At 42.0% G+C, this 26,175-nt stretch carries 18 protein-coding genes and 1 riboswitch; of the genes, 6 read left to right on the top strand and 12 right to left on the bottom strand.

Going from position 1 to position 26,175, the window contains the following annotated elements:
- Positions 1-294 precede the first annotated feature (294 nt).
- The 3 genes from uvrA to J7E32_RS11380 form a co-directional block, all read right to left on the bottom strand.
- Positions 295-3,174, bottom strand: a complete 2,880-nt coding sequence (gene uvrA, locus J7E32_RS11370; RefSeq protein WP_214907328.1) for an excinuclease ABC subunit UvrA — start codon at positions 3,172-3,174, stop codon at positions 295-297.
- 7 nt (positions 3,175-3,181) lie between these two features.
- Positions 3,182-5,161: an excinuclease ABC subunit UvrB gene (gene uvrB, locus J7E32_RS11375; protein ID WP_214907330.1), complete on the bottom strand. Its 1,980-nt coding sequence runs from the start codon at positions 5,159-5,161 to the stop codon at positions 3,182-3,184.
- Positions 5,162-5,674: 513 nt separating this feature from the next.
- Positions 5,675-5,908 (bottom strand): CsbA family protein, encoded by a 234-nt coding sequence (locus J7E32_RS11380; RefSeq protein ID WP_214907506.1) that lies wholly within the window; start codon positions 5,906-5,908, stop codon positions 5,675-5,677.
- Positions 5,909-6,311: 403 nt separating this feature from the next.
- A riboswitch (cyclic di-GMP riboswitch) is annotated at positions 6,312-6,394 on the top strand.
- A gap of 96 nt (positions 6,395-6,490) precedes the next feature.
- Between J7E32_RS11380 and J7E32_RS11385 the strand changes: the two genes are divergently transcribed.
- From J7E32_RS11385 to J7E32_RS11400, 4 genes are all read left to right on the top strand, one after another.
- Positions 6,491-6,799 carry an STAS domain-containing protein gene (locus J7E32_RS11385; RefSeq protein ID WP_214907332.1) on the top strand — a complete coding sequence of 103 codons (309 nt, stop codon included), beginning with the start codon at positions 6,491-6,493 and terminating at the stop codon, positions 6,797-6,799.
- Positions 6,796-7,575: a PP2C family protein-serine/threonine phosphatase gene (locus J7E32_RS11390; RefSeq protein ID WP_214907334.1), complete on the top strand. Its 780-nt coding sequence runs from the start codon at positions 6,796-6,798 to the stop codon at positions 7,573-7,575. Before J7E32_RS11385 ends, J7E32_RS11390 begins: the two co-directional genes overlap by 4 nt.
- Before the next feature lie 279 nt (positions 7,576-7,854).
- Positions 7,855-8,364: a DUF5317 family protein gene (locus J7E32_RS11395; RefSeq protein WP_214907336.1), complete on the top strand. Its 510-nt coding sequence runs from the start codon at positions 7,855-7,857 to the stop codon at positions 8,362-8,364.
- 7 nt (positions 8,365-8,371) lie between these two features.
- Positions 8,372-10,450, top strand: a complete 2,079-nt coding sequence (locus J7E32_RS11400; RefSeq protein WP_214907338.1) for an HD domain-containing phosphohydrolase — start codon at positions 8,372-8,374, stop codon at positions 10,448-10,450.
- Between the two features lie 189 nt (positions 10,451-10,639).
- Here J7E32_RS11400 and J7E32_RS11405 read toward each other — a convergent pair whose 3' ends face one another.
- The 7 genes from J7E32_RS11405 to J7E32_RS11435 all read right to left on the bottom strand — a co-directional run bounded on the left by J7E32_RS11405 (position 10,640) and on the right by J7E32_RS11435 (position 19,831).
- A complete protein-coding gene (locus J7E32_RS11405) occupies positions 10,640-10,837 on the bottom strand; it encodes a hypothetical protein (protein ID WP_214907340.1) in 198 nt (65 codons plus the stop codon).
- Between the two features lie 102 nt (positions 10,838-10,939).
- A complete protein-coding gene (locus J7E32_RS11410; protein ID WP_286183017.1) occupies positions 10,940-11,674 on the bottom strand; it encodes a LytR/AlgR family response regulator transcription factor in 735 nt (244 codons plus the stop codon).
- A 174-nt stretch (positions 11,675-11,848) separates the two neighbouring features.
- Positions 11,849-12,166, bottom strand: coding sequence for an STAS domain-containing protein (locus tag J7E32_RS11415; protein WP_214907342.1), 318 nt, complete (start codon positions 12,164-12,166; stop codon positions 11,849-11,851).
- Positions 12,167-12,379: 213 nt separating this feature from the next.
- A complete protein-coding gene (locus J7E32_RS11420; RefSeq protein ID WP_214907344.1) occupies positions 12,380-14,485 on the bottom strand; it encodes a flagellar assembly protein A in 2,106 nt (701 codons plus the stop codon).
- Positions 14,486-14,526: 41 nt separating this feature from the next.
- Positions 14,527-15,168 carry an ATP-binding protein gene (locus tag J7E32_RS11425; RefSeq protein WP_214907346.1) on the bottom strand — a complete coding sequence of 214 codons (642 nt, stop codon included), beginning with the start codon at positions 15,166-15,168 and terminating at the stop codon, positions 14,527-14,529.
- Between the two features lie 87 nt (positions 15,169-15,255).
- Positions 15,256-15,990, bottom strand: coding sequence for an EAL domain-containing protein (locus J7E32_RS11430; RefSeq protein ID WP_286183020.1), 735 nt, complete (start codon positions 15,988-15,990; stop codon positions 15,256-15,258).
- 436 nt (positions 15,991-16,426) lie between these two features.
- Positions 16,427-19,831, bottom strand: coding sequence for an MHYT domain-containing protein (locus tag J7E32_RS11435; RefSeq protein ID WP_214907350.1), 3,405 nt, complete (start codon positions 19,829-19,831; stop codon positions 16,427-16,429).
- A 204-nt stretch (positions 19,832-20,035) separates the two neighbouring features.
- Between J7E32_RS11435 and J7E32_RS11440 the strand changes: the two genes are divergently transcribed.
- Positions 20,036-20,215, top strand: coding sequence for an aspartyl-phosphate phosphatase Spo0E family protein (locus J7E32_RS11440; RefSeq protein ID WP_214907352.1), 180 nt, complete (start codon positions 20,036-20,038; stop codon positions 20,213-20,215).
- A gap of 99 nt (positions 20,216-20,314) precedes the next feature.
- Here J7E32_RS11440 and J7E32_RS11445 read toward each other — a convergent pair whose 3' ends face one another.
- Both J7E32_RS11445 and J7E32_RS11450 read right to left on the bottom strand, forming a co-directional pair.
- Positions 20,315-21,055 carry a LytR/AlgR family response regulator transcription factor gene (locus tag J7E32_RS11445; RefSeq protein WP_214907354.1) on the bottom strand — a complete coding sequence of 247 codons (741 nt, stop codon included), beginning with the start codon at positions 21,053-21,055 and terminating at the stop codon, positions 20,315-20,317.
- Positions 21,056-21,069: 14 nt separating this feature from the next.
- Positions 21,070-23,076 carry an ATP-binding protein gene (locus J7E32_RS11450; RefSeq protein ID WP_214907356.1) on the bottom strand — a complete coding sequence of 669 codons (2,007 nt, stop codon included), beginning with the start codon at positions 23,074-23,076 and terminating at the stop codon, positions 21,070-21,072.
- A 488-nt stretch (positions 23,077-23,564) separates the two neighbouring features.
- Here J7E32_RS11450 and J7E32_RS11455 point away from each other — a divergent pair, with 488 nt between their 5' ends.
- The gene (locus J7E32_RS11455) at positions 23,565-26,129 is read left to right on the top strand and encodes a sensor domain-containing protein (RefSeq protein ID WP_214907359.1); all 2,565 of its coding nucleotides are present in this window, start codon (positions 23,565-23,567) and stop codon (positions 26,127-26,129) included.
- Positions 26,130-26,175: the final 46 nt, after the last annotated feature.

Genomic DNA, 26,175 nt, shown 5'->3' on the forward strand with positions numbered 1-26,175 from the left:
GTTTCGGGCGCCAATGGCCTTCATTGGTGACCTCTTTTTCCACTTTCTAATTATTTCGGGCGCCAATGAGCTTCATGAGTGACTATTTTCTCCTTAATTCGTTAACTGGAAAAATTATTCTCTTACTCAACCTTATTAATTGCACCAATAATCATGATAATTGCACGAAGATGGGTGTTAATTGCACGGATGTTAATCATAATTGCACCGATAGCCATAATAATTGCACCGTTTACCTAATTTTGGAATCCAACATCGCTCCACAAAAAGAAAAACCCTTCCTGATGGGAAGGGCTATGCATTGCTTGTGCTTTTTTCTTTTTCCTCAATTTGTGCTTTCATTCGCAGCCTGTCTCGTTCCAGTACCGGTTTCAGGTACTTGCCTGTATAGGATTCCTCCACTTCGGCGATCTTTTCCGGTGTTCCGGTGGCGACGATTGTTCCGCCGCGGTCACCGCCTTCGGGTCCGAGGTCGACGATGTAGTCGGCAGCCTTGATGACATCGAGGTTATGCTCGATTACGAGCACCGTGTCGCCATTTTCGACGAGACGCTGAAGGACCGTCAGCAAGCGGGCAATGTCATCGACATGCAAACCAGTTGTTGGCTCGTCCAAAATATAAAGCGAACGGCCGGTCGAACGGCGGTGCAGCTCGGACGCCAGCTTGACACGCTGCGCTTCCCCTCCGGAAAGGGTCGTCGCTGGCTGGCCAAGTGTGATATAACCGAGTCCGACATCGTATATCGTCTGCAGCTTGCGGGCGATTTTCGGGATGTTAGCGAAGAATTCAACCGCTGCCTCAACTGTCATATCAAGGATATCGGAAATGTTTTTGCCTTTGTACTTTACTTCCAAAGTCTCACGGTTGTAGCGTTTGCCGTGGCACACTTCACAAGGGACGTACACATCGGGCAGGAAGTGCATCTCGATTTTGATGATTCCATCACCGCGGCATGCTTCACAGCGCCCGCCTTTTACATTGAAGCTGAAGCGTCCCTTTTTATAGCCGCGGACCTTTGCTTCGTTGGTTGATGCGAACACGTCGCGAATATCATCAAACACGCCAGTATAGGTAGCAGGATTGGATCTTGGTGTACGGCCGATTGGCGACTGGTCGATATCGATGACCTTATCAAGGTGGTCGACACCTTTGATTTCCCTGAATTCCCCTGGCTTGCTTTTTGCTCGGTGAATCTTCATTGCGAGCGATTTGTGCAGGATTTCATTGATCAGTGTACTTTTACCGGAACCGGAAACACCCGTCACGGCCATGAAGGTTCCAAGAGGGAACTTCACATTTACATTTTTAAGATTATTTTCCTTTGCGCCTTTGATTTCGATATAACGGCCATCCGGTTTTCTGCGCTCGATCGGCAGCGGGATGAACTTTTTACCGGACAGGTACTGACCTGTCAGTGAGTTTGGATCATCCATTACCTCTGCTGGGGTTCCCTGGGAGATGATTTCACCACCATGAACACCTGCTCCAGGACCGATATCAATCAAGTGGTCCGCTGCGAGCATCGTATCTTCGTCATGCTCAACGACAATCAGTGTATTGCCAATGTCCCGCATGTTTTTCAGCGTATCGATCAATCTGTCATTGTCGCGCTGATGAAGACCGATGGATGGCTCATCAAGGATATACAAGACACCCGTGAGGCGTGATCCTATCTGGGTTGCCAGCCTGATTCGCTGGGCCTCACCACCTGATAGTGTTCCAGCCGAGCGACTCATCGTCAGGTAATCCAACCCGACATTGATCAAGAAGCCGAGACGTTCCGTAATCTCACGGAAAATCATATTAGCAATCTTCATTTCTTTTTCCGAAAGCTCAAGACTCTCGAAAAATTGGTGTGCTTCCTCTACCGACAATGCCGTCACTTCACCGATATGGCGGCCGTCAACAAGAACAGCCAGCGTTTCACGTTTAAGCCTGTATCCTTTACAAGTTGGGCAGGCATGCTCGCCCATATACTTCTCCATTTGCTCGCGGATATAATCAGAGCCTGTTTCCTTATAACGGCGCTCGATATTTTTCAAAACGCCCTCAAAAACAATATAGTTTTCACGAACCTGTCCCCAGTCATTTTCATAGCGGAAATAAATCCGGTCCTTGTCTGAACCGTAAAGGATTTTATCCATTTCATGATCTTGGAGGTCTTTTACCGGTACGTCCATATCGATTCCATAATGATTGCAGATCGCCTCAAGAAGCTGCGGGTAATACTGTGAGCTCGTCGGTTCCCACGGAGCGATTGCATGCTGTTTTAATGAAAGCTCCTTGTTCGGGACGACTAAATCAACGTCGACCTCCAGCTTCGCACCAAGACCGTCACATTCAGGGCATGCGCCAAATGGGCTGTTGAATGAGAACATCCGGGGCTCAAGCTCGCCGATCGAGAAGCCGCAAATCGGGCAGGCATGGTTTTCGCTGAACATCAATTCTTCTTCACCGATTACATCAATCAGCACATTGCCCTCACCTAATTTAAGCGCGGCTTCCATCGAGTCCGCCAGGCGGGCAGCAATCCCTTCCTTGACGACAATCCGGTCGATGACAACTTCAATCGAATGCTTTTTGTTTTTCTCCAGCTCAATATCGTCTCCGAGGTCATGCATCTCTCTGTCAATACGGACTCGGACATAGCCTTGTTTTTTCACATCTTCAAGAACTTTGACGTGTGTCCCCTTCCTTCCGGAAACAAGCGGAGCAAGGATCTGCAGCTTTGTCCTTTCGGGATATTCGAGCACACGGTCGACCATCTGCTCGATTGTCTGCGATGAAATCTCTATATTATGCACCGGGCAGGTTGGACGTCCCACCCTGGCGAATAGCAAACGCAAATAATCATAAATCTCTGTCACCGTACCAACTGTTGAACGGGGATTTCGGCTCGTCGTCTTCTGGTCGATCGATATCGCCGGGGACAATCCTTCAATTGAATCTACGTCCGGCTTGTCCATCTGGCCGAGGAACTGGCGCGCGTAGGCAGAAAGTGATTCTACATAACGGCGCTGTCCTTCAGCATAGATGGTGTCGAACGCCAGCGAGGACTTTCCTGAACCGGAAAGTCCTGTCAATACAACAAGCTTATCTCTCGGAATGGTGACATCTATATTTTTCAAGTTATGAGCTCTGGCGCCCTTAACTATCAGTTTATCCATAGCCATGTTATCGTCATCCTTCCGCTTTTAACTCAAGAATAAGGTCGCGCAATTCAGCGGCCCGTTCGAAATTGAGGGCCTTTGCCGCATCCTTCATTTCTTTTTCCATGTTGAATATTACCTGCTCGCGCTCTTTCTTTGTGAGCTTCTTCATACCCTCTGACGGATTGTAGTCTTCTTGTTCCTCTGCAGCCATCGTTGCGCGGATCACATCGCGGATCTCCTTCTGGATGGTCTGTGGTGTGATGCCATGCTTTTCATTATATGCTTCCTGAATCGCACGGCGCCGTGTCGTTTCGCCGATCGCAAGCTCCATCGAGTTCGTCATCTTGTCTGCATACATGATGACATGCCCGCGTTCATTTCTGGCTGCCCGGCCCATTGTCTGGATGAGTGATCTTTCAGAACGAAGGAAGCCTTCCTTATCGGCATCGAGAATGGCCACGAGTGAAACTTCAGGAATATCAAGTCCTTCTCTTAACAGATTGATTCCGATGAGAACATCATATTTGCCAAGGCGGAGTTCGCGGATGATTTCAATCCGCTCGAGCGTCTTGACCTCTGAGTGCAGATATTGGACTTTGATGCCGATTTCCTTCAGGTAATCGGTCAAATCCTCAGACATTTTTTTCGTCAATGTCGTGACAAGCACACGCTCATTCCGCTTCGTCCGCTCATGGATTTCTCCGATCAAATCATCAATCTGGCCTTCGATTGGCCTTACATCAATCGTCGGATCAAGCAATCCTGTCGGGCGGATGATCTGCTGTACCATTTCTGGAGTATGCTCCAGCTCATATGGACCTGGAGTCGCCGATACGAAAACAGCCTGTTTGACATGGTTTTCGAATTCAGCAAATGTCAGCGGCCGGTTATCCATTGCTGACGGCAGGCGGAAACCATGGTCAACCAGCACCTGTTTACGGGCCTGGTCACCATTAAACATTCCCCTTATTTGCGGCAATGTAACATGCGACTCATCGATCACAATCAAAAAGTCATCCGGGAAGTAATCAAGCAATGTATATGGAGTCGCACCAGCAGGTCTTAAGGTCAGATGGCGCGAATAGTTTTCGATGCCGGAGCAGAAGCCCATCTCACGCATCATCTCAAGGTCATACCTTGTGCGCTGTTCGAGCCTTTGCGCCTCAAGAAGCTTTTCTTCGGCGCGCATTACTTCCAGTCGCTCCTCCAGCTCTTTTTCGATGTTCTCGATCGCAATCTTCATCTTTTCCTCGCGGGTTACGAAGTGGGATGCCGGGAAGATCGCGACATGGTCACGTTCGCCGATAATCTCACCAGTCAACGCATCAACCTCGCGGATCCGGTCAATCTCGTCGCCAAAAAATTCGATCCTCATGCAATGCTCGTCACGTGAGACCGGGAAAATCTCGACGACATCGCCGCGGACACGGAACGTCCCGCGTTTGAAGTCGATATCATTTCGTTCATACTGGACGTCAACCAGCTTGTGAAGAAGCTTATTGCGCTCAATTTCCATGCCAGTCCGGAGTGACACGACCATGTCGCGGTATTCATCCGGATTACCGAGACCGTAGATGCAGGAAACACTGGCAATGATGATGACATCCTTGCGCTCGAATAGCGACGATGTAGCCGAGTGGCGCAGCTTGTCAATCTCATCATTGATGCTTGCGTCCTTTTCAATGAATGTATCCGTCTGCGGCACGTAAGCCTCTGGCTGATAATAATCATAATAGCTGACGAAATACTCAACCGCGTTGTTCGGGAAAAATTCCTTGAACTCGCTGTACAGCTGGCCGGCAAGGGTTTTATTATGGGCGATGACAAGCGTCGGCTTGTTCACTTCCTTGATCACATTGGAAATCGTGAACGTCTTTCCTGTTCCCGTTGCGCCAAGGAGCGTCTGATGCTTCTTATTATCGCGGATTCCTTGTACCAGCTCTTTGATTGCTGCAGGCTGGTCTCCCTGCGGAGAATACTTCGAGACTAATTCAAATTGGTCCTTCACAGAAAAGCCTCCTGTAATTTAAATTTCTAGGCTCTTTTCGTAAACTTAGTCGCATTCTTTGATTCAGAAACTTTTTCGAAAAGAACTTTCCTATATATAAGCCTTACATAGTTGTCAAAAAGTCATATCCTCATTCTACCACAAAGAAGGGAAAACAAACCAACAAAAAGCGAACAAACATTCGAATTTATATCTTTGTTTTAAAAGAGAATGCTGTAGATTGTCGAATCCTCGTTAATCAAACGTTTGATTAAAGTGGAGCCATCCCTTTATTCATAAGAAAAACCCGCCGGACACAATCCGACAGGCTTACTTTTAGTATGTTTTCGTAAAGGGTGTTGTTAAAATCCTCAAGCCGATTTTAACGTAATATATCCCATTTTGTAGGTCGGTAATAAGTTTGCATGCTCTTTTCTCATAAGAAGCGTCAACTTAACGATGGAATATAGGTAATTCAATCCAATTTTGTATTCAATAGCAACAAATAGTGAGAAAAGAGACCTACTTTTTAAATTATGACTGCTTCTTGTTGCGCTTCATCATCCGGTTCGCCAGATAGAAACCCACGGTCAATGAAAAGGCATCGACGACAATCAGCAGGAAGGAATCTGTGTAACCTTTATAAACAGAAGCCGCAATCAACGCGACCGTCAATACGAGCGCAAGGATGTGGTTATAGGCAACCCTGGTGAAAAACACAACCATTAAACCAGGCAGTAACAGTGCGGACAAATATTTCAGCACCAATTGATTAAACACCTCATTCAGAGAAATAACGAAAATTTAGAATCATCTTTTTAAAATATAACTTTTTTAGAGGCTGGTTACAAGAATCTCCTCTTAAAAGAAGTTTGTTTTCGCATTGGATGCATCCGCATGCTTTTTTTACTGTGGTAGTAAAAGCTATTAAGTCTAGGGGAATTACGAAAAAGGTGATGACCATAAACCTTATTACCAAGGATATATGAGTTTAGTATTGAAATGCCTAAAATCCAACCTGTTATGTCCTTTTAGACAAATGGAAGACCTCTTTTCCTGTCTGAAATGATGGAAAAATGAGTGATTTCAATTGTTTCTGACAAAAATTGGTTTGATACTTTATACCTATATATGATATTAATAAAGTACTTAAAATAAATACTCTTTATCTTACCGATAAAGGCAAACCTGTTGAAAGGCAGGGACGCAAAGCCACGGGCCTAAAGCAATTGCTAGGGCAGCCGGGCCGCCGAAGAAGACGGAAATCTATCAATCCGCCTTTTTTCGAGGGGGATTTTTTTATACCCTTTATAGGTATTATTACCCGGAACTCATGAAAGGTGATGAGAAATGTCTTTTAAGATGACTGAAGAGAGTGTCAATGATCAGGTTAATGTCTTCCTTGAAGGAGAATTAGACATTTTCACAATCGAATCCGTTATCCAAAAGATCGATTCGATTTCAGCTCCTGAATGCAATGTGAATCTGAATGGAGTATCTTTTATTGATTCTTCTGGAATTGGTTTATTGATCAGGAAAGTCATGGATTGGAAAGAGAATGGCCGCACTTTAACCATTTCCGATTTTCAGCCTGTTGTCCATGAGGTGATGGAAGAAATGGGAGCATTCATAATACTAGAGGAAGTTTATAGCCAATGATGATCCATTCCGAAGAAAAAAACACAAATAAATATATACAACAAAACAGACTAAGTGCTGATTTGAAGGAAGCAGCCAATGTCCAAAGTGTCCTGCTCCAGCACGAGCCCCCTGCTTGTGAATCTCTAGAATGCAAAGGTGTCTCTATTCCAGCCCATTATTTAGGGGGAGATTATTATGGTTTTATCTATGAAGAGGAAAAACAGAGATATTGGGTGTTCACGGGTGATGTGATGGGAAAGGGAATTCCTGCTTTCGCTAAAATGGCGATGCTTAGAACCGCGATCCGGACGCTCGTTCCTCAAAGCTCGAGCCCCTCTGAATTATTGCAGAAAGTGAACATGATTTTATATGAAGATTTAAAACTGCTCAAGTCCTTCGCGACCTTATTTTGCGGAATGTATGATTTAGCTGAAAACACATTTACCTACGCATCCGCCGGGCATCCAAGTGCGATTCTGAAGAGGGAAAAACATCCTAGCGAATTCCTGAAAGCAAATGGAATTGCGATCGGTTTCCTGCCTAACCGTAAATATACAGAAGAGAGAGTGATTCTTGGACCCAATGATTATGTCTGTATATACACTGACGGTATCTTGGAGGCAATGGATGATCAGCGAAATCAGTTCGGAAAAGACAGAATAATCAAAATGATAAACCAGCACTCTGACTACCCTTCATTAGTAAAAACCATTACTGAGCAAGTACTATCATTCTCGAATTTCGATCAGCGAGACGATGTAACGCTGGTGACGATCCGACGAATGGCACATTAATTTTGTTTCACTGGTTGATGATTGTCAATGAACCTTTGAAAGGAGGTGTTAATAATGAAGGCAAAGGTAAAGTACACTCTTCAGATTGCTGCATTGATCGCCCTGGCTCTAGGTCCGGTTGTTGGAAAGCCTTGGTGGTAAGATCCAGATAAAGACTTGGTGATTTTCCTGACGGCCGGCATGATAATCATCCAAGTCTTTATTTTCTAGGCTCTTTTCTAAAACTTTGTTGCTATTGAGTACAAAAATGGATTTGAAATTCAAAGGAGGTCATTGAAATTGAAATATTTTTTATTGCTGGCATTTGTCATCACATTTTCTCTTAAAAAAAACCCACTAACATTCTTTAAAAATGTTGAATTTCAATGGCCTCTTCTCATCATTGTCAGCTTTGGTGCACAAATTGCCCTGGCTTTTTTCACTATAAGGACAGCGGTAAAGCTGGAATTGGTGCTGATCGCTACTTTTTCAGGTATCATCCTGTGGCTATGGAAAAATCGTCAAATCCCAGGACTTAAGTTCATACTGGCAGGCTCCACCTTGAATTTACTCGCTTTGCTGTTACATGGCGGCCTGATGCCTGTCTCCGAAAAAGCGATGACTCTGACAGGACAGGATGTATCCTCCCTCGGGAATGATTCTCGACACCAGCTGATGGACTCCACTTTTACCTGGATTCTCGGCGACTGGATACCCGTCTTGAAATATGTATTAAGTCCAGGGGATCTTTTAGTAGGCACAGGCATAATCACACTTGTTTATCTTAATTCCACTGTATGGGGGAAATAGGGAGCATATGAAACTCATCAATTGGTATACTATCAGTCTAGTCATATTAGCTTTTGCTGCCCTCATTTACTCCATATCGGAAATCCAGTGGGTAGATAACAATGTTTTCATAGTTGCTGTGATTATTGTCATCATCCTTGAAGTTCTTCCCCTTCGCCTTCCAAGTGGTGATCACTACTCAGCAGGAAGCATCGGCTTTTTATTTTTATTGCTGTACAGCGGGTTTTCACATTCAATTTTAGCGATTTACCTTGCCGCTTTTGCTTATTATTTAAAAAACATAAGACGAGGGGCTCCCCATCCCATCCGCTTATTCGTCACCATTGGGATGTATTCCGGTTCTTTATTGATTGCCAGCAGTGCTATCCACTTTATTGAATGGCAACATAACTACATCGAAATAGCCTTTGCCGCCATCACTTTTGAATTCGCCAACTTTCTTTTCATCGAAGGCATCGAAGCTACTGTTTTTGGCAAAAGAATGTTTAGCCATTTCAAACAAAAATTTATCGAACTGATCATTCCAATCTTGATCAGTATCTTTGTCCTGACAATGTTCACTGCCCATTCAGGGGAAATCGAACTGATTCATTTAATGATCTACACTTTGTTCTTCCTGCTGATTGTCATCTTTTTTTCTCATGAGTATATTAAACAGCTTGAGCTGCGAAAGGCCACTTCCAACGCTTTTATACAGGTTATGGAGGGACGTATCAAATCCGATTTAACTGGTCACGGAAGCAGGGTTGCTGCGATATGCGAGGTCCTGCTTGACGATTTCGCTTATCCCAAACGCAAGCGCCATGATCTTATCCAGGCAGCCATCATCCATGATATTGGAAAAGCCATTTTGCCTTCGCATATTTTCAGAAAAAAAGGCGCGCTCACCTTATCAGAAGAACGTGAATATAAGAAACATCCCGAAAAGGCCATGGAAATTGTAAAAACGATGTTCCCAAAGGAGTCTTTTTCCAAATGGATCCTGCATCATCATGAACGCTGGGATGGAGATGGTTTTCCTTCGGGATTGGCAGGTGCAGACATCCCTCTGGGTGCGCGAATTCTAGCCACCGGCAATGAATTGGAACATCTCCTACAACGCCATCAGGACCCAGAAACCGTCTTGAATTTAATCAATGATAAAAGCGGAACAGTTCTGGACCCTAAGCTAGTGGAGAAAATCACCCTATCGCATATAGAGGAAATGCTTATAAGCCTGGAAAAGGAGTTAGTGCGCGAGGAATTGACTGAAGTTTCGGAAACATCCGAGGACATCTATCATGAAACAGATACATACACACAAATCGGGGAAACCTTCTACCTTCTTGTCAAAAATGGAGTCGTGTTCAATAAAAGGGGAAAACCGTCCCATGAATTTGTTCAGGAACTGGCTGAGACAGCTCTTAAAAGAAAAGGAGCCGTTCTTGAAACATGTGTCCATCATCAAGAACTCTATTATCTTCATGCACTCCCTGTTTCAAGTCAGGATGTCGTTGTGTTCGTCCATAATATAACTCCGTATATGGAGTACAGGAAAACACTTGAGATGAGCGTTCTGGAGTCCTATGTTAACGTAATTAACGTCTTCTCTCAAGGAAAGATCAAATTGCTTACCTCCATTGAAATTCTCCAAGGACAATTAGGAGATTTAGTTGGTGAGATGTGCATAAGAAGTGCGTCAGATGTTCCGAAAAGCCGCGCATTCATGAAGGAAATACTCGAGCAATATCCGGTGACAATCTCGAATATGAAGGCATTAGTAGCTGTTTCAGAAGCAACATCAAATATCGTCAAGCATGCATCAGATGGCCGGTTCGCTATTTACCATAGCTCAACGAAACTTCAGCTTCTTCTTTCCGATCGTGGGTCTGGCATCCCTCTGCATGAGATACCGACTGCTATCCTGATTGCAGGTTACTCTAGTAAAAGGTCATTGGGACGAGGTTTCAACTTGATAGGAAATTACTCGGATGGAGTGCAAATTCACACAGCTTCAGAGGGGACATGCATGTTAATAGAGTTCCAACTCCAAAACGATTCAACCAAACAAAATGGCAAGTTGGTCATGGGGATCAAAAATCATTAACAAAGACACTGCTTAGCGGCAGTGTCTTTGCTTTCTGGTATTACATTGTAGCTTAAGTACGGCGTTGGAACAGCAAAACAAAACGCCATCAAAAACGCTGCTAGAGAAGCCTGTAAACTTAGCATTCACGAATAGTACCATTTGTTGGAATTTGCAGAATGAAGTGAGTTGTTCAATCAAATGAGGGAATTACATGATGCTGGATAACACAGGAGCTTCATCGATGAGTTTTTCTTTTATGTTGGTAAAAGTATAATCAGCATGTTGGTTGAATTCTTTTGCCACAACCCATTTAACGAACTGGATTTCTTCAATTGTCAAATCGCGGTCTAGCATAGATTGATATTTATCAATCAATTCTATGTATCGATTAGCCATTTTCACCATTTATCCCCCGTTACCTAGTTAATTAAAATTTTCCCAATATTTCGCATAGAGATTATATTTCTACATGCAAGGCGAGTTTCCTTCTATAAAATTGATATTTTCTTATTTTTTCATCTCAATTTGTTCTTGGACCTCGTTAATTTTCAATTTGGATATGTATGCATTTTTTTTCGTGTTAGCGAAATAGGCTAAATAAGTCTCACCAGAAGGCTCAATGCGTGTAATCCTGGAGAGATTAACTAAATAGGAGCGATGTGTCTTATAGAAATAGTCTGGCAGCAGCCTTTCGAGATCTGCTAACGATTCTGTCGTTTCATGGCGATCGTCTTTCGTATGCAGAATCGTCTTCCTTCCCTCTTTCTCAATGTAAAGAATTTCATCAATATGTATATATAAAAAACTATTATTCGACTTAATCGACAGTTTATTATAATGTTTTGATTTCTGGGAGAGTGTCCGTTCCAATTGGATCGCTTTCTTTGCTTTATCTAATGCGATGAACAGTCTAGTCCGATCAATCGGCTTCACTAAATAATCAACTGCAGACATATTGAAAGCTTCAACAGCAAACTCCTCGTAACCAGTTGTAAAAATGACTTGAAGAGATGGCATGGTTTCTTTGCACAATTTCACAGCCTCAAGCCCTGTCAGGCCTGGCATGTTTATATCAACGAGTACCAAATCCGGTTTTAACTCTATTGCCTGCTGATGTAGTTCTTCTCCGTTAGTGGCTTCTCCGATGATCTCAAAATCTGAAAATACTTTAATCATATGCTCCAGTAACAATCTCGATGAGGAATCATCATCAGCAATGATCATTTTTATTTTTTCCATCATTATCCCTCTTTCTCTCTATTACAAGAGCATTTGCTCATCAGGCAAATGCTCTCAAAAAGGTGTATGAGACAGATACTTATTGAATACGCTTTATACCAATAATACCAATAATATCAAAAATTTCGACAAAACGCGACCGCGGATAAGCTGCTGGAAATGTCATTTCCCAATAGGCTACACTAAAACCTCTTCGCCCAAAATCTCTTTCAATTGAATCATCTCGAAGACCTCTTGCACCAGTGGTTGTACTTCCTTGATAAAAATTTGTCGTTCCTCACCGCTGCTTCTCAAAGTTTCAACAAGATTGATCAAAACACCGATACCAGTCGAATCCACAAAGGGAACGGAACCTAAGTTCAGGGTAACAGTCTGATAAGGGATCAGTCGAGGCAGAATTTCCTGTTCTACCATCTCCGTAACATCTATATCCAAATCCCCGAACATCTTAACACTTACTTCATTTTCATTCGCTTCAATATTATATGAAAACATATATGTTCCCCTTCTTTCTATTTGGCTCTTTTCTCAAACTTCGTTGCTATAAACTACAAAATAGGATTGGATGAACTATGTTTATTCATAAAATTAAAACTTATTATGAGAAAAGAGCTTGCACACTCAATACCGAACAATAAAATGGCTTTTTATCACGTTAAAATCGGCTTTAGGATTTTAACTACAATCTTTACGAAAACAACCTTCTATTTAGAAACACAATTTTCCTTTTTCATCTAAAAAGGCTGTTATGTTCTTCTGCAGTTCCTGGAAGGTGTATTTTACTTTTCCAATCTGAATGACTGTACCTTCATTGGCTAGATCGATCAATATTTTCTTATTGGCCGGTACCATTATCTTCGTTACCGCTCCCCCATCCGAACCCGCTTCCTTTATGGAAACTCCTTTGCGGGCATAGACCTCGCCACCGCGTAGAACCCCTGATACCACTAACATTCCACCTGCATGTATTTTTGAATTATAACACCCTTGCCCATGGATGGACACGTTCCCTCCTGAATAGATGGTACTGTTGATGGCATACATCATTGAAATCTGGCAATCATCATCATTTAGATTTTTATGCTTTTCAATCAGCAGTTCCATCCGCTCTGCCAGCTCCTCCAGCCGGTGCATCGAGTGGTACTCATTCGTAATGCTCGATAAAAGGCTAAGTTTAAGCTGTTCAGCAATCGTCATCCATTCTAGTCCAAGGACATGGCTGCCTTGCGTGCAGACTTCAATTAATTGCTTTGTGGGCGGAATGATTGTTTTGAATTTTTGCTCCAACAAAAGCTTGATGACTGGATATAGCCCTTTTTTCTGAAAATCAGTCATTTTGAAAGCCGGCAAAAGCAGCAGGTGATGAATAGAATTCAGCAGTTTCTTGAATTCTTCAAGAATGATAGCCAGCAGATTGATCATTTCAGATTCAAAAATATTGTGTTTACCGGCAGACAGTGTGCTGCCAATCGAATTCTTCTGGAGAATAATGGAGTTTTTCGAAGAAACAATAGCCTTATTTGCATTGTGTAGGATATTGATATGGCCATCAGCTTCGACGACCATTCCCTCTTCGATGTTTCCCAGTATGTCAACGTCTCCTTTGAAACGAATATTGCCCGAGGTAATATCCACATCAGAGTAGTGCACAAGTTTTGGAATGATTGAGAACTTTGCCAGTAGCCCCCGTTGCTCTACCATAGGCCTCCCTGTTTCGGTAGCCACAACCTTATTTCCTTCCTCGATCAGGGCCGTTCCTTTACCAGCCTGGACAATCAATGGATAAGTAGGTTCTGGGGGAATGGGTGTATTGGATACACTTACTCCAGGGATTCCAGGAATCGGGGGATGGATGACAGCGATCACTTGTCCTTTGTTGACTGTTGGAATGATCTGTACCTCCCTGAAATCCATGGTCCCGTCCGAACGTTGCTGCGGACCTTTCATCCGGCTTGTATTCACCAAAAGCTCATACACCCCATGTTTTCCCTCTTTGGGTTTAGTGCCAGAGGCAATAATGAAGTCCCCCTGTTCTTCCGCATGGATCGCCTTCATGATTTCAGCATGGTTGAAACCATGTACGACTTTTAATCTCTCAAGCTCGCCTAAAATGACCTTATATTCCAACTCATTCTGTATATCAATGATTTCCTCCGACTCAATGACGAGATGAGTGTCAGGGTCTTGATCCACAACTTTGTAATACTTTTTCATCCCCGGCTCAACATGCAAGGTGACATTGAGATAGTGCGAATCACAAGTAATATGCCATTTTGTTTCCTTTGTTTCTTCTTCTGTTTTTATCTCAAACCTGTCAGAGCCCGTCACAAGGGTCGTTTCCGTGACAGGCTCCTGATTTTTATAAATTTTCACATGCTTCCCCGGTGTAATCGTCGGATACTGGAAAGCCGAGGGTTTTCCATAGAGAATGCCGTCCCTGACCCACACCTTGCCTGCTGTTTGTTCCTCTTCGGTTTTATCTAAATCATCATCATCCCTGTTTTTCCGTTCATTCATTTCGATTTCTTCAACATGCAGTTCGTTTATTGCCTTTTCCATTTCATGAATGAGGGATAGCTTCCGGCCCGTCTGATTTTCATCGGGGGCAGCATCTTTCTGATTCTGGAGGGGCTCGTTACTTTCTATCTTTGTGATCTTAACAATGGCTGGCTGAGTGCCGAGCTTAAGGAATCCTTTTTTTTCATGCTGAACGATTTCTATAGATACTTGATTTCGGTCTGTCTTTAGAATCTCTAATCCAATATCAACCGCTTCAATGACATCTTTACCTCTAGAAAGAATGGATTGATTCATTTTCCCTCTGCCCTTCTATAAAAGTCCCAAATCCGCTGCTTTTATTTTGCCAATGGGAACGGGTCACCATAAAAAATTCTGTCACTTGCATCCTTCCGGAACTTGGCTGCGATGATCGAACCATGGTCTGTATTAGCTAATAAAAGCTGATCCGTCAGTTTTAGGAGGATGCTAAACCCGAACCCAAGAGAATCTTTTGTCGAGTAACCAGCAGCCAGTGTTTTATCCTTCAAATCTCTCAGCTCGAAGCCTGGTCCTTTGTCCTGAATCAAGCAAATATATTCTTCGTCTGTTTCAATGACCATGATACTGCCTCGCTCAGCATGCTTAATGACATTCGTGGTCAGTTCTGAAACAGCAAGCAGCATGTTCATGTAACAGCCATCTTCTACATTTTTCGTCTCTAAAACCTTACTCAGCATTTCTCGCGTCTTGGGAATATCTTTTGTCGTTCTCAATTTTTTAAAGAAGAGAAGCCTTCCCACACTATGCTCTTTGATTTCCTGTTCTGTTACAAGGAGCATCTTCTTTTCAGTTGCCGCATATATTTCCTCACGAAAATAACGAAATTCTGCCAGGTGGCTAATTTTAATATTTTGTTCCTTTTTACCAATAGTCAGTTTAGATTCACTGAATGTCGCTTCCTTTATGTTCGTTTTAGGTATTGTATATTTTCCGGTCATTTTCTTTCACCTACTTTCATGATTGTTTCTATTTCCACTTTAAAAAAAGTGGCTGTTCTGCTGCCGTTTATCTTGTTCTGTCATCTATTAAAAATTCAATGCTTTCATGGACAAACCGGATGGCTCATCCATCCGTTGTGGCCTGCCAAGCAGATAGCCCTGTACGACAGGAACACGAATCATCTTGGCATACGCCAAATCAACATCAGTTTCAATGCCTTCTAAAATCAGGCCCATTTTCTGCTTGGCATATTCAATAAGTAATGTGATCATTTCTTGTTTTTCTTTGGAAGTCGATAGGTTTTCTGAGAAGTAACGATCAAGTTTGATATAATCTGGAGAAAATTCAACTATTTTCTGTATTGTAGCCGCACCTTTGCCTATATCATCAAGTGCGACTTTAAATCCCATGTCCCTTAAAGTGGCCATTCTTTCTTTAAATTCGGGCAAATTCCATATATGCTCTTCTTCTATCGTCTCATTCAATTCAAAAACGATATTTTCTGGCCGAATTGAGTATTGATCTATCAAATTCATAACAAAAGTTAAAAACCGTTCATCCATCAAAGTAGAGGGGAAAAAATTAATAAATAGGAGTCCTTCTTCAAGTATATGCAGCGGGAAATGTCTGATGGCACTCTCGATTGCGATTGTATCCAGTTCAAATAATCGGCCTTTCATTCTTGCTTCAATAAAAACATTTTCTATTTCCACATTTGCGCGATTTGAGATTCTCATCAAGGCTTCGTATCCAAATACTTTCCATCCATCCAGATTCCACATTGGCTGATAGATATGCCTAATGTCCGCTTTATTTAACATCCTCATGATTTCCCCTCCTTCAATTCGAATATATTAATAGTGATAATCAGGTATACAATAAATGTAACTTTAGTCCTATATATTGTCTAATCACCAAAGGACATATCAGGTGTATATCAAGACATCTCACCCTGATAAACTGACAGAATAAGACACAAATGGTACATTTAACGACATTTTTCTGAATAGCGGGCCTTTTGGTGAGCGTCATTTTTTTTAGTATTGGTGCCCTTCTATACTTCTGTATCATCCATCAGCTACACCTGCAGCAATACGTACATTTTAATTGGAGAAATAAAAAACCGCTGTACTGCCAATTTGCAGTACAGCGGTTTTTAAAGAATAGTTTGAACAGAGATTCATATATAAAGTTTTAGAATCCACATTTAATATTCTGAATCTAAGTCACGTAGGTCCTGTTTTTTCAGTCAGCCATTCACAGATAGTCAGAAAGGCATTTTAATAGGCTGGAGATATTGATTGGTTTCGTAATATATTCATTGAAACCTGCCTTTAAAGCAGCATCCACATCTGCGGGCATTGCATTCGCACTGATTGCGATGACCGGCAGTTCTTTTACAAGTCCTTTCGATTGCAGCTGCTCCAGGACTTCAAAACCGTTTAGATCCGGAAGCTGTATATCCAACAAGATGACATCTGGTTTGTCCTCTTCCAAAAGCTGGATCCCTTCCCTCCCACTCCGTGCTGTACTGAGCTTAATGTTAGGTATTTGCTTCATGACATGTTCCATCAATTCAATATTGGATGGATTATCTTCAATATACACGATCTTCTTCTTGTCTCCATTTTGTATTAGAAGTGGGGGCTCTTCAACAATTCTCCCCTGTTTGAAAGCAGATTGGCGGACAACCGGCAGACTGATCCAAAAATCACTGCCCTTCCCAACTTCACTGACGACACCGACATTGCCCCCCATCAGCATCGTCAGTTTCTTTACAAGTGATAAACCTATCCCAGCTCCCTCGGCAGTCGTGTTGCCTACTCTGAAAAATGGTTCAAAAATATCAAATAGATGATCTTCAGCGATCCCAATCCCCGTGTCCAACACATGGATTTCAAGGAATCCATCTTTGTTAAGGCACTTTATCGTGATGGTCCCCGCTTCACGGTTATACTTCAACGCGTTATCCAATAGGTTCAGTATGATCTGCCTAAAACGGATTTCATCAATTTTGACATAAGCATCCTGGCAGCCAGATAAATGAGTTTCAATTGAAATCCTCCTTTTTTGCGCTGCTGGGCTGACAAGACTTATGCACTCCTCAATCAAAGAATTGACATTGATTAATTTAAACGCCACTTTCAATTTGCCGGTCTCAATTCTGGAAAGATCAAGAATTTCATTAATTAAATCTAGAAGATGCCTGCCGCCCTTAAGGATTTCATCGACATATAGACTTTGCTGTCCATTAAGCTTTTCATCAATTTCCAGCAGCTGTGAAAAACCAAGGATCCCATTCAGCGGGGTACGCAATTCATGGCTCATATTGGACAGGAACGTCGACTTGGCATCATTGGCCTTGATCGCTTCTTCCTTCGCAAAAATAGATTCCTGGACAATTTGCTTTCGTTCGGTATAATCTTCAAACGTCCAGAGATGCCCCCTCAATTCATTATCCATATAAAATGGTACATACTTTCGCCTTAGTGTCCGGCCATCAGCAGTGGCGATCTCCTCTTCATGCGGACGCTGATTCTGTATGATATCAGTAATATCTTGCTGATTGCGTTCAGGATCAGACAACAAAGATAAGTGGAATGGAGTCGAAGCCTCCCCTGCTATTTCACTTAGAGTTTTCTCAATTTTAAACAGTTTCCTGAAGAAATCATTCGCCAGGACGATATTCCGGTCAATATTCTCGACCAAGACCCCGACCGGAAGACTATTCAGAATCGTTTTCCTCAGCGCATCAGATTCAGTGAGCTTCATTTCTTGTTCTTTTTGCAGTGTGATATCCGAAAAAGTAAGCAAAACTTTAGCCAAGTCCCCTGGCTCAAATGGTTCAAGCAATTTGGTGGAAGTGTTAATCCAGGTAACCCTTCCATCTTTCTTTTTGATTCCAAGTGTCTTTTGCTTAAAAGACTTACCAGTCCTGAATGTTTGGACAATAGGATATTGTTCCATTGTAAGAATCTCCCCTGCTTCATCGATAAACACAATTTCGTTATCGGCCAAAGACTGGGCATGGAACGTTTCTTTATCCATTTCAAAAATGTCATACACATTATCGTTTAACACTGTCATCTGGTCATTTTCATCATATAACAGAATTCCTTCAGTCATTACTCCTAGCAGATTCCTATACCATTGTTCATTTCGCTTCTGGCTGGCTTCAATTCGCTTCCGCTCGGTGATGTCGGCAGCAGATCCAATGACCTCAATTACTTGTCCATTTTTAAAAACAGGAGTTAAACTTGCAAAGTAGTCGACCCCATTGATATTACCTTCATAATGAGCGACTTTGCCCTCCCAAGCTTCCTGGTAGATTTTCGATTTCCTTGCGGCCATTTCATAGGGGAACAAATCATATAATGATTTGCCTATCAACATCCCTGGTTCAACCCCCAGCCTTCTCAACAACTCCCCATCACCTAATGTATGGATAAAATGGCCGTTATAATTGATGTACTTGAAGATCATCCCCTGCTGCAATCGGACCGTATCGAGCAATTCCTTCTGTACCTTCTTAATCCGCTCTCTATATTGAATCAATTCAGATATATCTTTACCAGCGGCAAAAAAACCCTCGATTTTCTGGTCAATAATGACGGGCACAAAAGTGATCGCCATCGGGAGTTGTCTACCATCCATGGTTTTTATCTTAAGTGCATGCTCTAGCGGACCTTCTGTAGTCAAGTTTTCGATAATATTCCGTAGTTTCTCCTGCTCTACAAACAAATCATAAAGGGACATGCCGACTATTTCATTGCTCTCAACCCTCAATTCTTCTTTCCCCTTAGGATTCACACTGGTGATTTTAAGTCCAATATCAAAAGCAATGACCGTATAAGGACTGTTTTCTATCAAGGATCTGTACTGCAACTCAGAATATCTCAGCTTCTTCTCAAAGTTGTTTTTAGCCTTAATGGCAATGGCTAATATGACAATGAAGAAAAACAGTGTAAACAAGCCAAGCCATAATGCGAGTGTATCAGCCGTAATCGTGAAAGCGTCATTTGGAATATAAATCTCATTCGGTTTCAGACTGCTCGATTCTTGATGGATTTCCATGGCATACATGCCGGTATAATGCATTCCGGAAATAGCGATAGCGAGGAGAAGAGTCCCGAGAATGAGCGATTGCTTGGATTGTAATTTTTTTATAGAATTTGCAAACGTGAAGATGAATGCTCCATAGGAAAAAATAATCGCAATCAGAATGGATGCCAGTACATACTCCAACTGATAGTCGACATCATGGCCCATTCTCATCGCTCCCATGGCAGCGTAATGGGTGATCGCAACCCCTAATGCCAGACTGGTTGAGCTATGAAAAAGAAGCCATTTTTCCCCTTCAGAGCGAAGGACAAGGGCAAAGGACAAGAGACTCATGAAAATAGCAATCAATAAAGACAACATAATAATCCATATGTTGTAGCTAACAGGGGTGTATGGGTAGAAACTGAGCATTGCGATAAAATGCATGGTCCATATACCTGCACCTGATATGATTGCTCCTTTTACTAGTGTAGAAGAGCCATAATCACTTTTATTACGGTAGGTTTTATTAAGCTGGGTCAATCCAAAGTAAGAGGATATCACTGAAACAATGATCGAGAGCACGACGATTTCTGGCAGATAGGATGGGGTTACCGTCATAAAAAGTTCTCCTAACACAGTCTTTCGATATTGGCACTTTTGACAGCATCATTTACGCATGTGACACCGATATTATGACATATCAGGCAATGAATCCGTCATTTGAATGCTAGCGGCTTAACGAAAGGAATATTTTTGATATTATGTAACTTAATAGATAGACCCTGGGGCATACCACTTACAACTAAAAGGAGTGACTTAGCTATGAGCCATTTGACGACGCTGATTGAATTGAATCGCAAAAAGATGATAGAGCTTTCTAAGCTGCATGGGATGAGTTCCAGTGAAGTAATAAAATGCAGCCAGGAGCTGGATGTTCTGATCCATGTGATGATGGATGAAAAGCATTCAGCTGTTGAGTGTACTGACATACAAAAACGATGAATGTAAAACGATGCTCTCCTTAGGGCATCTGGTTCTTCCAGTTACCCGTTAGGAGAGCCTCTTTTAACTCTTTTAAGTGTGATTCTTAAACGAACCCTGCTAAAGTGAAGCGATTTTTTCTCTCACATCATTAATTTTCAATTTTGAAATGCTGGCTTGCTGATCATATTGTTGAAAATAAGCGATATACGTTTCATGGTGCGGTGTGATATGTGTAACTTTTTTCAAGTTAATGATAAAAGAGCGATGTGCAGAATAAAAGATATCATCCGTCAACTTTTCATATAGTTTGCCAATATTTTCATAGGTTTCATATATTTCATCCGCTGTATGGATAAAACACTTCTTTCCTGATTTCTCAATGAAATATATATCCTCTAACGGGATGTATCTTGTGCATTGAGGATCTTTTATTACAAGATTCTTGATTGACCTTTCCTTAACAACGTTTTCGATGCTCCCTTGTTCATAACGAATCACATTCTCTGCTTTTTCCAGCGCTTTGAGGAGCCGGTCCTTTTCAATTGGCTTGACAATATAATCAATGGCTGCCATCTGGAAGGCGGTAATCGCATGATTATCATATCCAGTGATAAAGATGAATTTCAGGTTAGGCTGGAAAGATAAGCAGTCCTTTACGGCATGAATCCCGTCCTTTTTCGGCATATTGATATCTGACAGTACAAGATCGGGTTTTTGAAGCATCACGGCTTCAATCAGTTCTTCCCCATTCGAACATTCTCCAACAATTTCAAAAGAACTCATTCCACTGATAAAAAAACGCAATATTTCAATGGAGTCTTCATGATCATCTACCAACACGACACGGATGGGCTCCATTCTTTACCTTCTTTCTATAGATACTTTCTGATCGTCATCAACAATTCCGTAAGATCCAGTGGCTTTATTAAAAATTCACAGACTCCCAATTCTATTGCTCGGGATTTTGTCTCCTTGCTTGTATCCGCACTGATAGCGATAATTGGGATGTCACGAGTTTCAGGATCGCTTTTCAGCTTTTTAAGCACTTCAAACCCATGAATATCAGCAAGATGGATATCCAGTAAAATAAGATTGGGAGGAACAGTTTCAGTTACTAGACTCATTCCTTCCTTTCCTGTCAGGACAGAGATGAATTGCACGCGAGAATGGTTTTCAAAAATGGTCTCAAGCAATGAAAGATCGTTATAATTGTCATCAATATATAAAATCTTCCCGTCCAGCCCATCCAGAACCAATTCTTTGTTACCCTTGGTTTCATACGTATGATCATATGAAACTTTTTCACCGTCAATTGGAAGAGTGAACCAGAAGCTGCTTCCAAAACCAATAGCACTTTTAACGCCAACACTTCCACCCATCTGCTCGACAAGCTGCTTAACAAGTGTCAGGCCAATCCCAGTTCCTTCAATATTATTCTCAAGATGGAAAATTCGATAAAAGGATTCAAAAATCTTGTCCTGCTCTTTTTTCGGGATACCCACACCATTGTCAGTGACTGAGAACTTCAACTTTTGTCCTTCAACCTGACAGGCAATTAGAACCTGCCCACCTGCAGGTGTATATTTAAATGCATTTTCCAGCAGGTTTAATAGGATCTGATTTACTTTGGTCCGATTCGCAAGTACATGGATATGCGAGCAGGAATGCGTCCTGTCATAAATCCGGATATCCTTTTCCTTTCCTTGCGGCTGGAGGATTTTCAATGCATCATTTACAATGCTTTCCACTGATATAGATTCTTTTTTTACTTCCGGATCGTGCACACCCGACTTGACCAATTCGAGCAGATCATTGATCAGGTTAAGAAGATGGCGGCTGGATTTCATAATTTTGGACAATTTTTGGTTTTGCCTGATAGTCGGAGGCTCGCTTGGATCATCCTGAAGGATTTGAGCAAAGCCCAAAATGGAATTCAACGGTGTCCTTAACTCATGACTCATCATCGAAAGGAAATTGCTCTTTACCGCATTTGCAGCTTCTGCTTCTTCTTTTTTCTTCGTTAATTCCATGATAAGGAGTGTGTGTTCGAACATGATAGCTAACTGGCTGCATATCGTGTCCAATAGCTCTAGTTCTTCTTCTCTAAAGCTTGTTCGATTCCGGGATCCAAATGAAAGAGTTCCAAGAAGCTTCCCGCCTGAGAGAAGCGGATAACTCGCATAAGTCTTTATCCCAAGCTCTTTCACGATTGTTACTCTTGGATCAGTGGATTGTTCGATATTTTCTACAACAATTCTTATTTGATCGCGCGCTACAGTACCGCAGACAGCCATGCCTAAATCCAGATAGCGGATATCCTCTGCATCATGTTCATCAATTCCATGAAAGTACATTAAATCCAATCGCTTCGTCGTTTCATTAAACATATAGTTGATATACACATCGAGATCCAAATAACTGTTAAGCTCTTTGAACAAGGATTCCAACAGCTCTCCCGGCTCCTGTTTGACCAGGATGTGATTGGCCGCCTCACTTAAAATCCGCAGTTTATTATTTTGTTGCTCAATCGTTTCCTCAACCTGTTTCTTGGCCGTGATATCTCTGAGAAGGATTGTTGCGCCTTTGTCAGATGGATACAAATGCACATCAAACCAAAGCCGCTCTTTTCGATCCAAATAAAGATCAAAATAAACCGCTTCGTTCTGTTGCTTCGCCTTCAAAAGCTTCTCCCCAATAATCTGCGCGGGACCTTTATCAAGCAACATTAAAAAATGATTTCCATAACTGTTCAATGAGAACAGCTCTTTTGCTTCCTCATTGGCATAAACTAAGTTCAATTCTCGATCGACCACAATCAAACTATCGGATATACATTCTATTAAAAAAGATTCAATTTGAGTCACATCTAATGAATTCATTTCTATCACCTTTATCAAGAGGATTAACAACAAGCTAATAGTGAAAACTATTCACCTTTATTATCCTACAATAAATCCACCTTTTTTTTAACCCTTCGCGCATGTAAGTTAATGGTAATTTATGACCTTTTCACTACATCCAAAGTGCATTAATATGTATAAAAACATTACAATATTTAACTGGCAGATGACACATACATATCCCGAAATGTCATTTTGATCACCTAAAATGTCGTAAAGCTATTCCGAAATGGACGTTTTACTTCTCCTCGTAGTTTCTTTAACCAAACTCTGCCACAAATCCCATCTTCTTTCTGCTTCAAGTCAATTCAGGAAGGAAGACCTACTTGGAATTCTTTCAAAAGACACATTCACTTTAGCGATTAGGACACTTCATCCCTTTATAAGGACATTTTAAGATAGACTCATTGTCGGATCACCAAAAGAGAATTAAGATAGATTTACCACAACATTAGGAGGGATGGACAATGGCTATGCCAGTAAGTGAATATGTTTTAGCCGCATTTTCCATTTTCATTACCATCATCGCGGTCCTTCCATTTTTGTTTTACTTATATAGGGAGAAACAGTTTGGATACGTCAAGCTGAAAGGCCAGAAATATAAATCTTTATTCAAAAACCACCCGGATGGCATCTTCATCCTCAATGATAAGAGACAGATTATCAATTTGAATCCTGCTGCCACTGAATTGACAGGCTATGAAAAAAAAGAAATCAAAGGCAGACCCTTTTCATCTCTAGTGAGACATGATGGAAATTCATTTTCTTTTCAGACGAACCTTCCGCAACGAGAGTCAACAGGAGCCATCTGGTGCAGTACGAAGAATGGCGGGAATATCTTTGTCAGCATTAAATCTGTACCCCTCATCCTGGATTCCAAAACGATTGGCGAATATCTGATTGTCCATGACCTGACAAAAGAGAAATGGACAGAGGATTCACTAACAGAGACAAACGGGCGATTGGAATCCTTTCTTGCAAACACAAAGGATGCTGTTAACATCACAGATTTAAACGGAAATGTCCTATATATGAATGCATCATTTGAAAAGATGTATGGCTGGAAGGCCGAAGAGCTGTTGGGAAAACCACTCCCAATCATCCCTGACGAATTGAAAAAGGAAGAAGATCGGCAGCGGCAGGAATTAATTAAGGGAAAAAGTATCAATATCATTGAAACTCAATTTATCCGCAAAGACGGTGCATTTCTTGATGTCAGTGTCACTTTGACTCCTTTGCGCGATGCAAACCAAAAGGTAACAGCGTTTACCGCAATCACAAGGGATGAGACATTGAGGAAGAAAGCCGAAATAGAGGTAAGAGAACAAGAGGCCAAGTACAGGCTGATTGCCGAGAATTCCGACGACCTGATTAGGATGATAGACGCTGAAGGAATTGTAAAATATGCTTCACCTTCACATGAAGTCCTGCTCGGATATAAACCAGAGGAGCTGGAGGGAAGTCGTTTCGACCTCTATATCCACCCTGAAGACCAGGAGAAAATCAGAGAACACTTTTTCAGGAATAATGATGACCCCCAACCAGTGGTAATGGAATACAGGAAAAGGAACAAAAAAGGGGAGTATATCTGGGTCGAGGCGAATACCGCACCCGTATTGGACGATGCGGGGAAATTAAGCCATTATATCGTTGTATCGCGGGATGTCTCCGAGAAAAAAGAACATAAGGAAAAGCTTGAGTTCTACGCCTATTATGATTCGTTGACAGGCGTGCCGAATCGAAGGTATTTTCAGCAGCTACTTGAAGAAACGCTGCGAGATGCTGGCAGAACAGATTCGCAAGTGGCCCTTCTCTTTTTGGATTTTGACCGGTTCAAATGGGTCAACGATACAATGGGACACGATATCGGAGATGAACTGCTGAAGCTATTCGTACAGCGAATCCAGGCAGTGATTCGTCCTTCTGATGTGATCGGCAGACTTGGCGGCGATGAATTCATGGTCGTGTTGCCCCAAATTTCCTCAAGAGAAGACATTACCATGGCTGCCGAAAGGCTGATAAACGCTCTTCAGGAACCGTGGAAAATACAGGATCATGAATTTGTAACGACCTCTTCCATTGGCATTAGTGTTTATCCATTAATGGCGGATCGATGCGAAAAGCTGATTTCCCAGGCTGACCAAGCATTATATAAGGCAAAGGAATCCGGCCGCAATATGTATCAATTTTTCACGGCAGATATCGAGGAGAATTATCTTCGGATGATGAGACTTGAGGAAGGGTTGAAATCAGCGGTTATTAACAAAGAATTTCAAATCGTCTACCAGCCCCAAGTCAACGTATTTACTGGTGAAACTCATTGCCTCGAGGTCTTATTGCGCTATCACCACACTCATCTGGGATTGATTTCTCCAGCAGAGTTCATTCCGATTGCCGAGCGTTTAGGCATCATCGATGAAATAACGACGTGGATTATTGCAGAAGCAGGAAAACAATTTTATCAGTGGATGATTGAAGGATACCATCCAGTTAAATTTTCTATCAATCTCTCTCCCGTTTCCATTAAAAGCAAGGATTTCACTACTCTGTACAGCAAGGCAATAAAAGAAGCAGGAATCTCTCCTGAGTATTTAGAACTCGAAATTACTGAACAGGCCTTTTTAAATGATTTGGATCAAGTCGCAATCAAACTGCAAGAATTGAAAAAAACAGGAGTTTCCATTGCCCTGGATGATTTCGGTTCTGGGTATTCATCATTAAGCTACTTCAGGCAGTTGCCGATTGATAAAATAAAGATTGACCGTGTTTTCATTCACGATATCAACGGTACTAATGGGAGGAAAGACAAGGCCATCATTCAATCCATTATGGCGCTGGTGGAGGAAATCGGCATGGAATGTGTTTGTGAAGGAGTCGAAAGAGCAGATCAGGTGATGTTCCTTAAACAGAACCGCTGCCAGCTGGCACAGGGTTACTATTACTATAAACCGATGACGGCAAACAAAATAAAGAAAAGCGGCTGTATTAGCAGCTTCTCTCCCTATGCTTATGATTTGATAGAAAACAGATGAAACAGCGAGCGAAAATATCCATAAAAGCGTTAAGTGAATGCTACTA

The sequence above is a fragment of the Bacillus sp. ISL-55 genome, from assembly GCF_018613155.1.
GTDB lineage: Bacteria > Bacillota > Bacilli > Bacillales > Cytobacillaceae > Mesobacillus.

Bases quoted from the DNA above. Each gene is read 5' to 3' on its own strand.
- uvrA (WP_214907328.1), bottom strand. From the start codon at position 3,174: ATGGCTATGGATAAACTGATAGTTAAGGGCGCCAGAGCTCATAACTTG.
- J7E32_RS11385 (WP_214907332.1), top strand. From the start codon at position 6,491: ATGTCTTTTAAGATGACTGAAGAGAGTGTCAATGATCAGGTTAATGTC.
- J7E32_RS11390 (WP_214907334.1), top strand. From the start codon at position 6,796: ATGATGATCCATTCCGAAGAAAAAAACACAAATAAATATATACAACAA.
- J7E32_RS11400 (WP_214907338.1), top strand. From the start codon at position 8,372: ATGAAACTCATCAATTGGTATACTATCAGTCTAGTCATATTAGCTTTT.
- J7E32_RS11405 (WP_214907340.1), bottom strand. From the start codon at position 10,837: ATGGTGAAAATGGCTAATCGATACATAGAATTGATTGATAAATATCAA.
- J7E32_RS11410 (WP_286183017.1), bottom strand. From the start codon at position 11,674: ATGATGGAAAAAATAAAAATGATCATTGCTGATGATGATTCCTCATCG.
- J7E32_RS11415 (WP_214907342.1), bottom strand. From the start codon at position 12,166: ATGTTTTCATATAATATTGAAGCGAATGAAAATGAAGTAAGTGTTAAG.
- J7E32_RS11420 (WP_214907344.1), bottom strand. From the start codon at position 14,485: ATGAATCAATCCATTCTTTCTAGAGGTAAAGATGTCATTGAAGCGGTT.
- J7E32_RS11425 (WP_214907346.1), bottom strand. From the start codon at position 15,168: ATGACCGGAAAATATACAATACCTAAAACGAACATAAAGGAAGCGACA.
- J7E32_RS11430 (WP_286183020.1), bottom strand. From the start codon at position 15,990: ATGTTAAATAAAGCGGACATTAGGCATATCTATCAGCCAATGTGGAAT.
- J7E32_RS11435 (WP_214907350.1), bottom strand. From the start codon at position 19,831: ATGACGGTAACCCCATCCTATCTGCCAGAAATCGTCGTGCTCTCGATC.
- J7E32_RS11440 (WP_214907352.1), top strand. From the start codon at position 20,036: ATGAGCCATTTGACGACGCTGATTGAATTGAATCGCAAAAAGATGATA.
- J7E32_RS11445 (WP_214907354.1), bottom strand. From the start codon at position 21,055: ATGGAGCCCATCCGTGTCGTGTTGGTAGATGATCATGAAGACTCCATT.
- J7E32_RS11450 (WP_214907356.1), bottom strand. From the start codon at position 23,076: ATGAATTCATTAGATGTGACTCAAATTGAATCTTTTTTAATAGAATGT.
- J7E32_RS11455 (WP_214907359.1), top strand. From the start codon at position 23,565: ATGGCTATGCCAGTAAGTGAATATGTTTTAGCCGCATTTTCCATTTTC.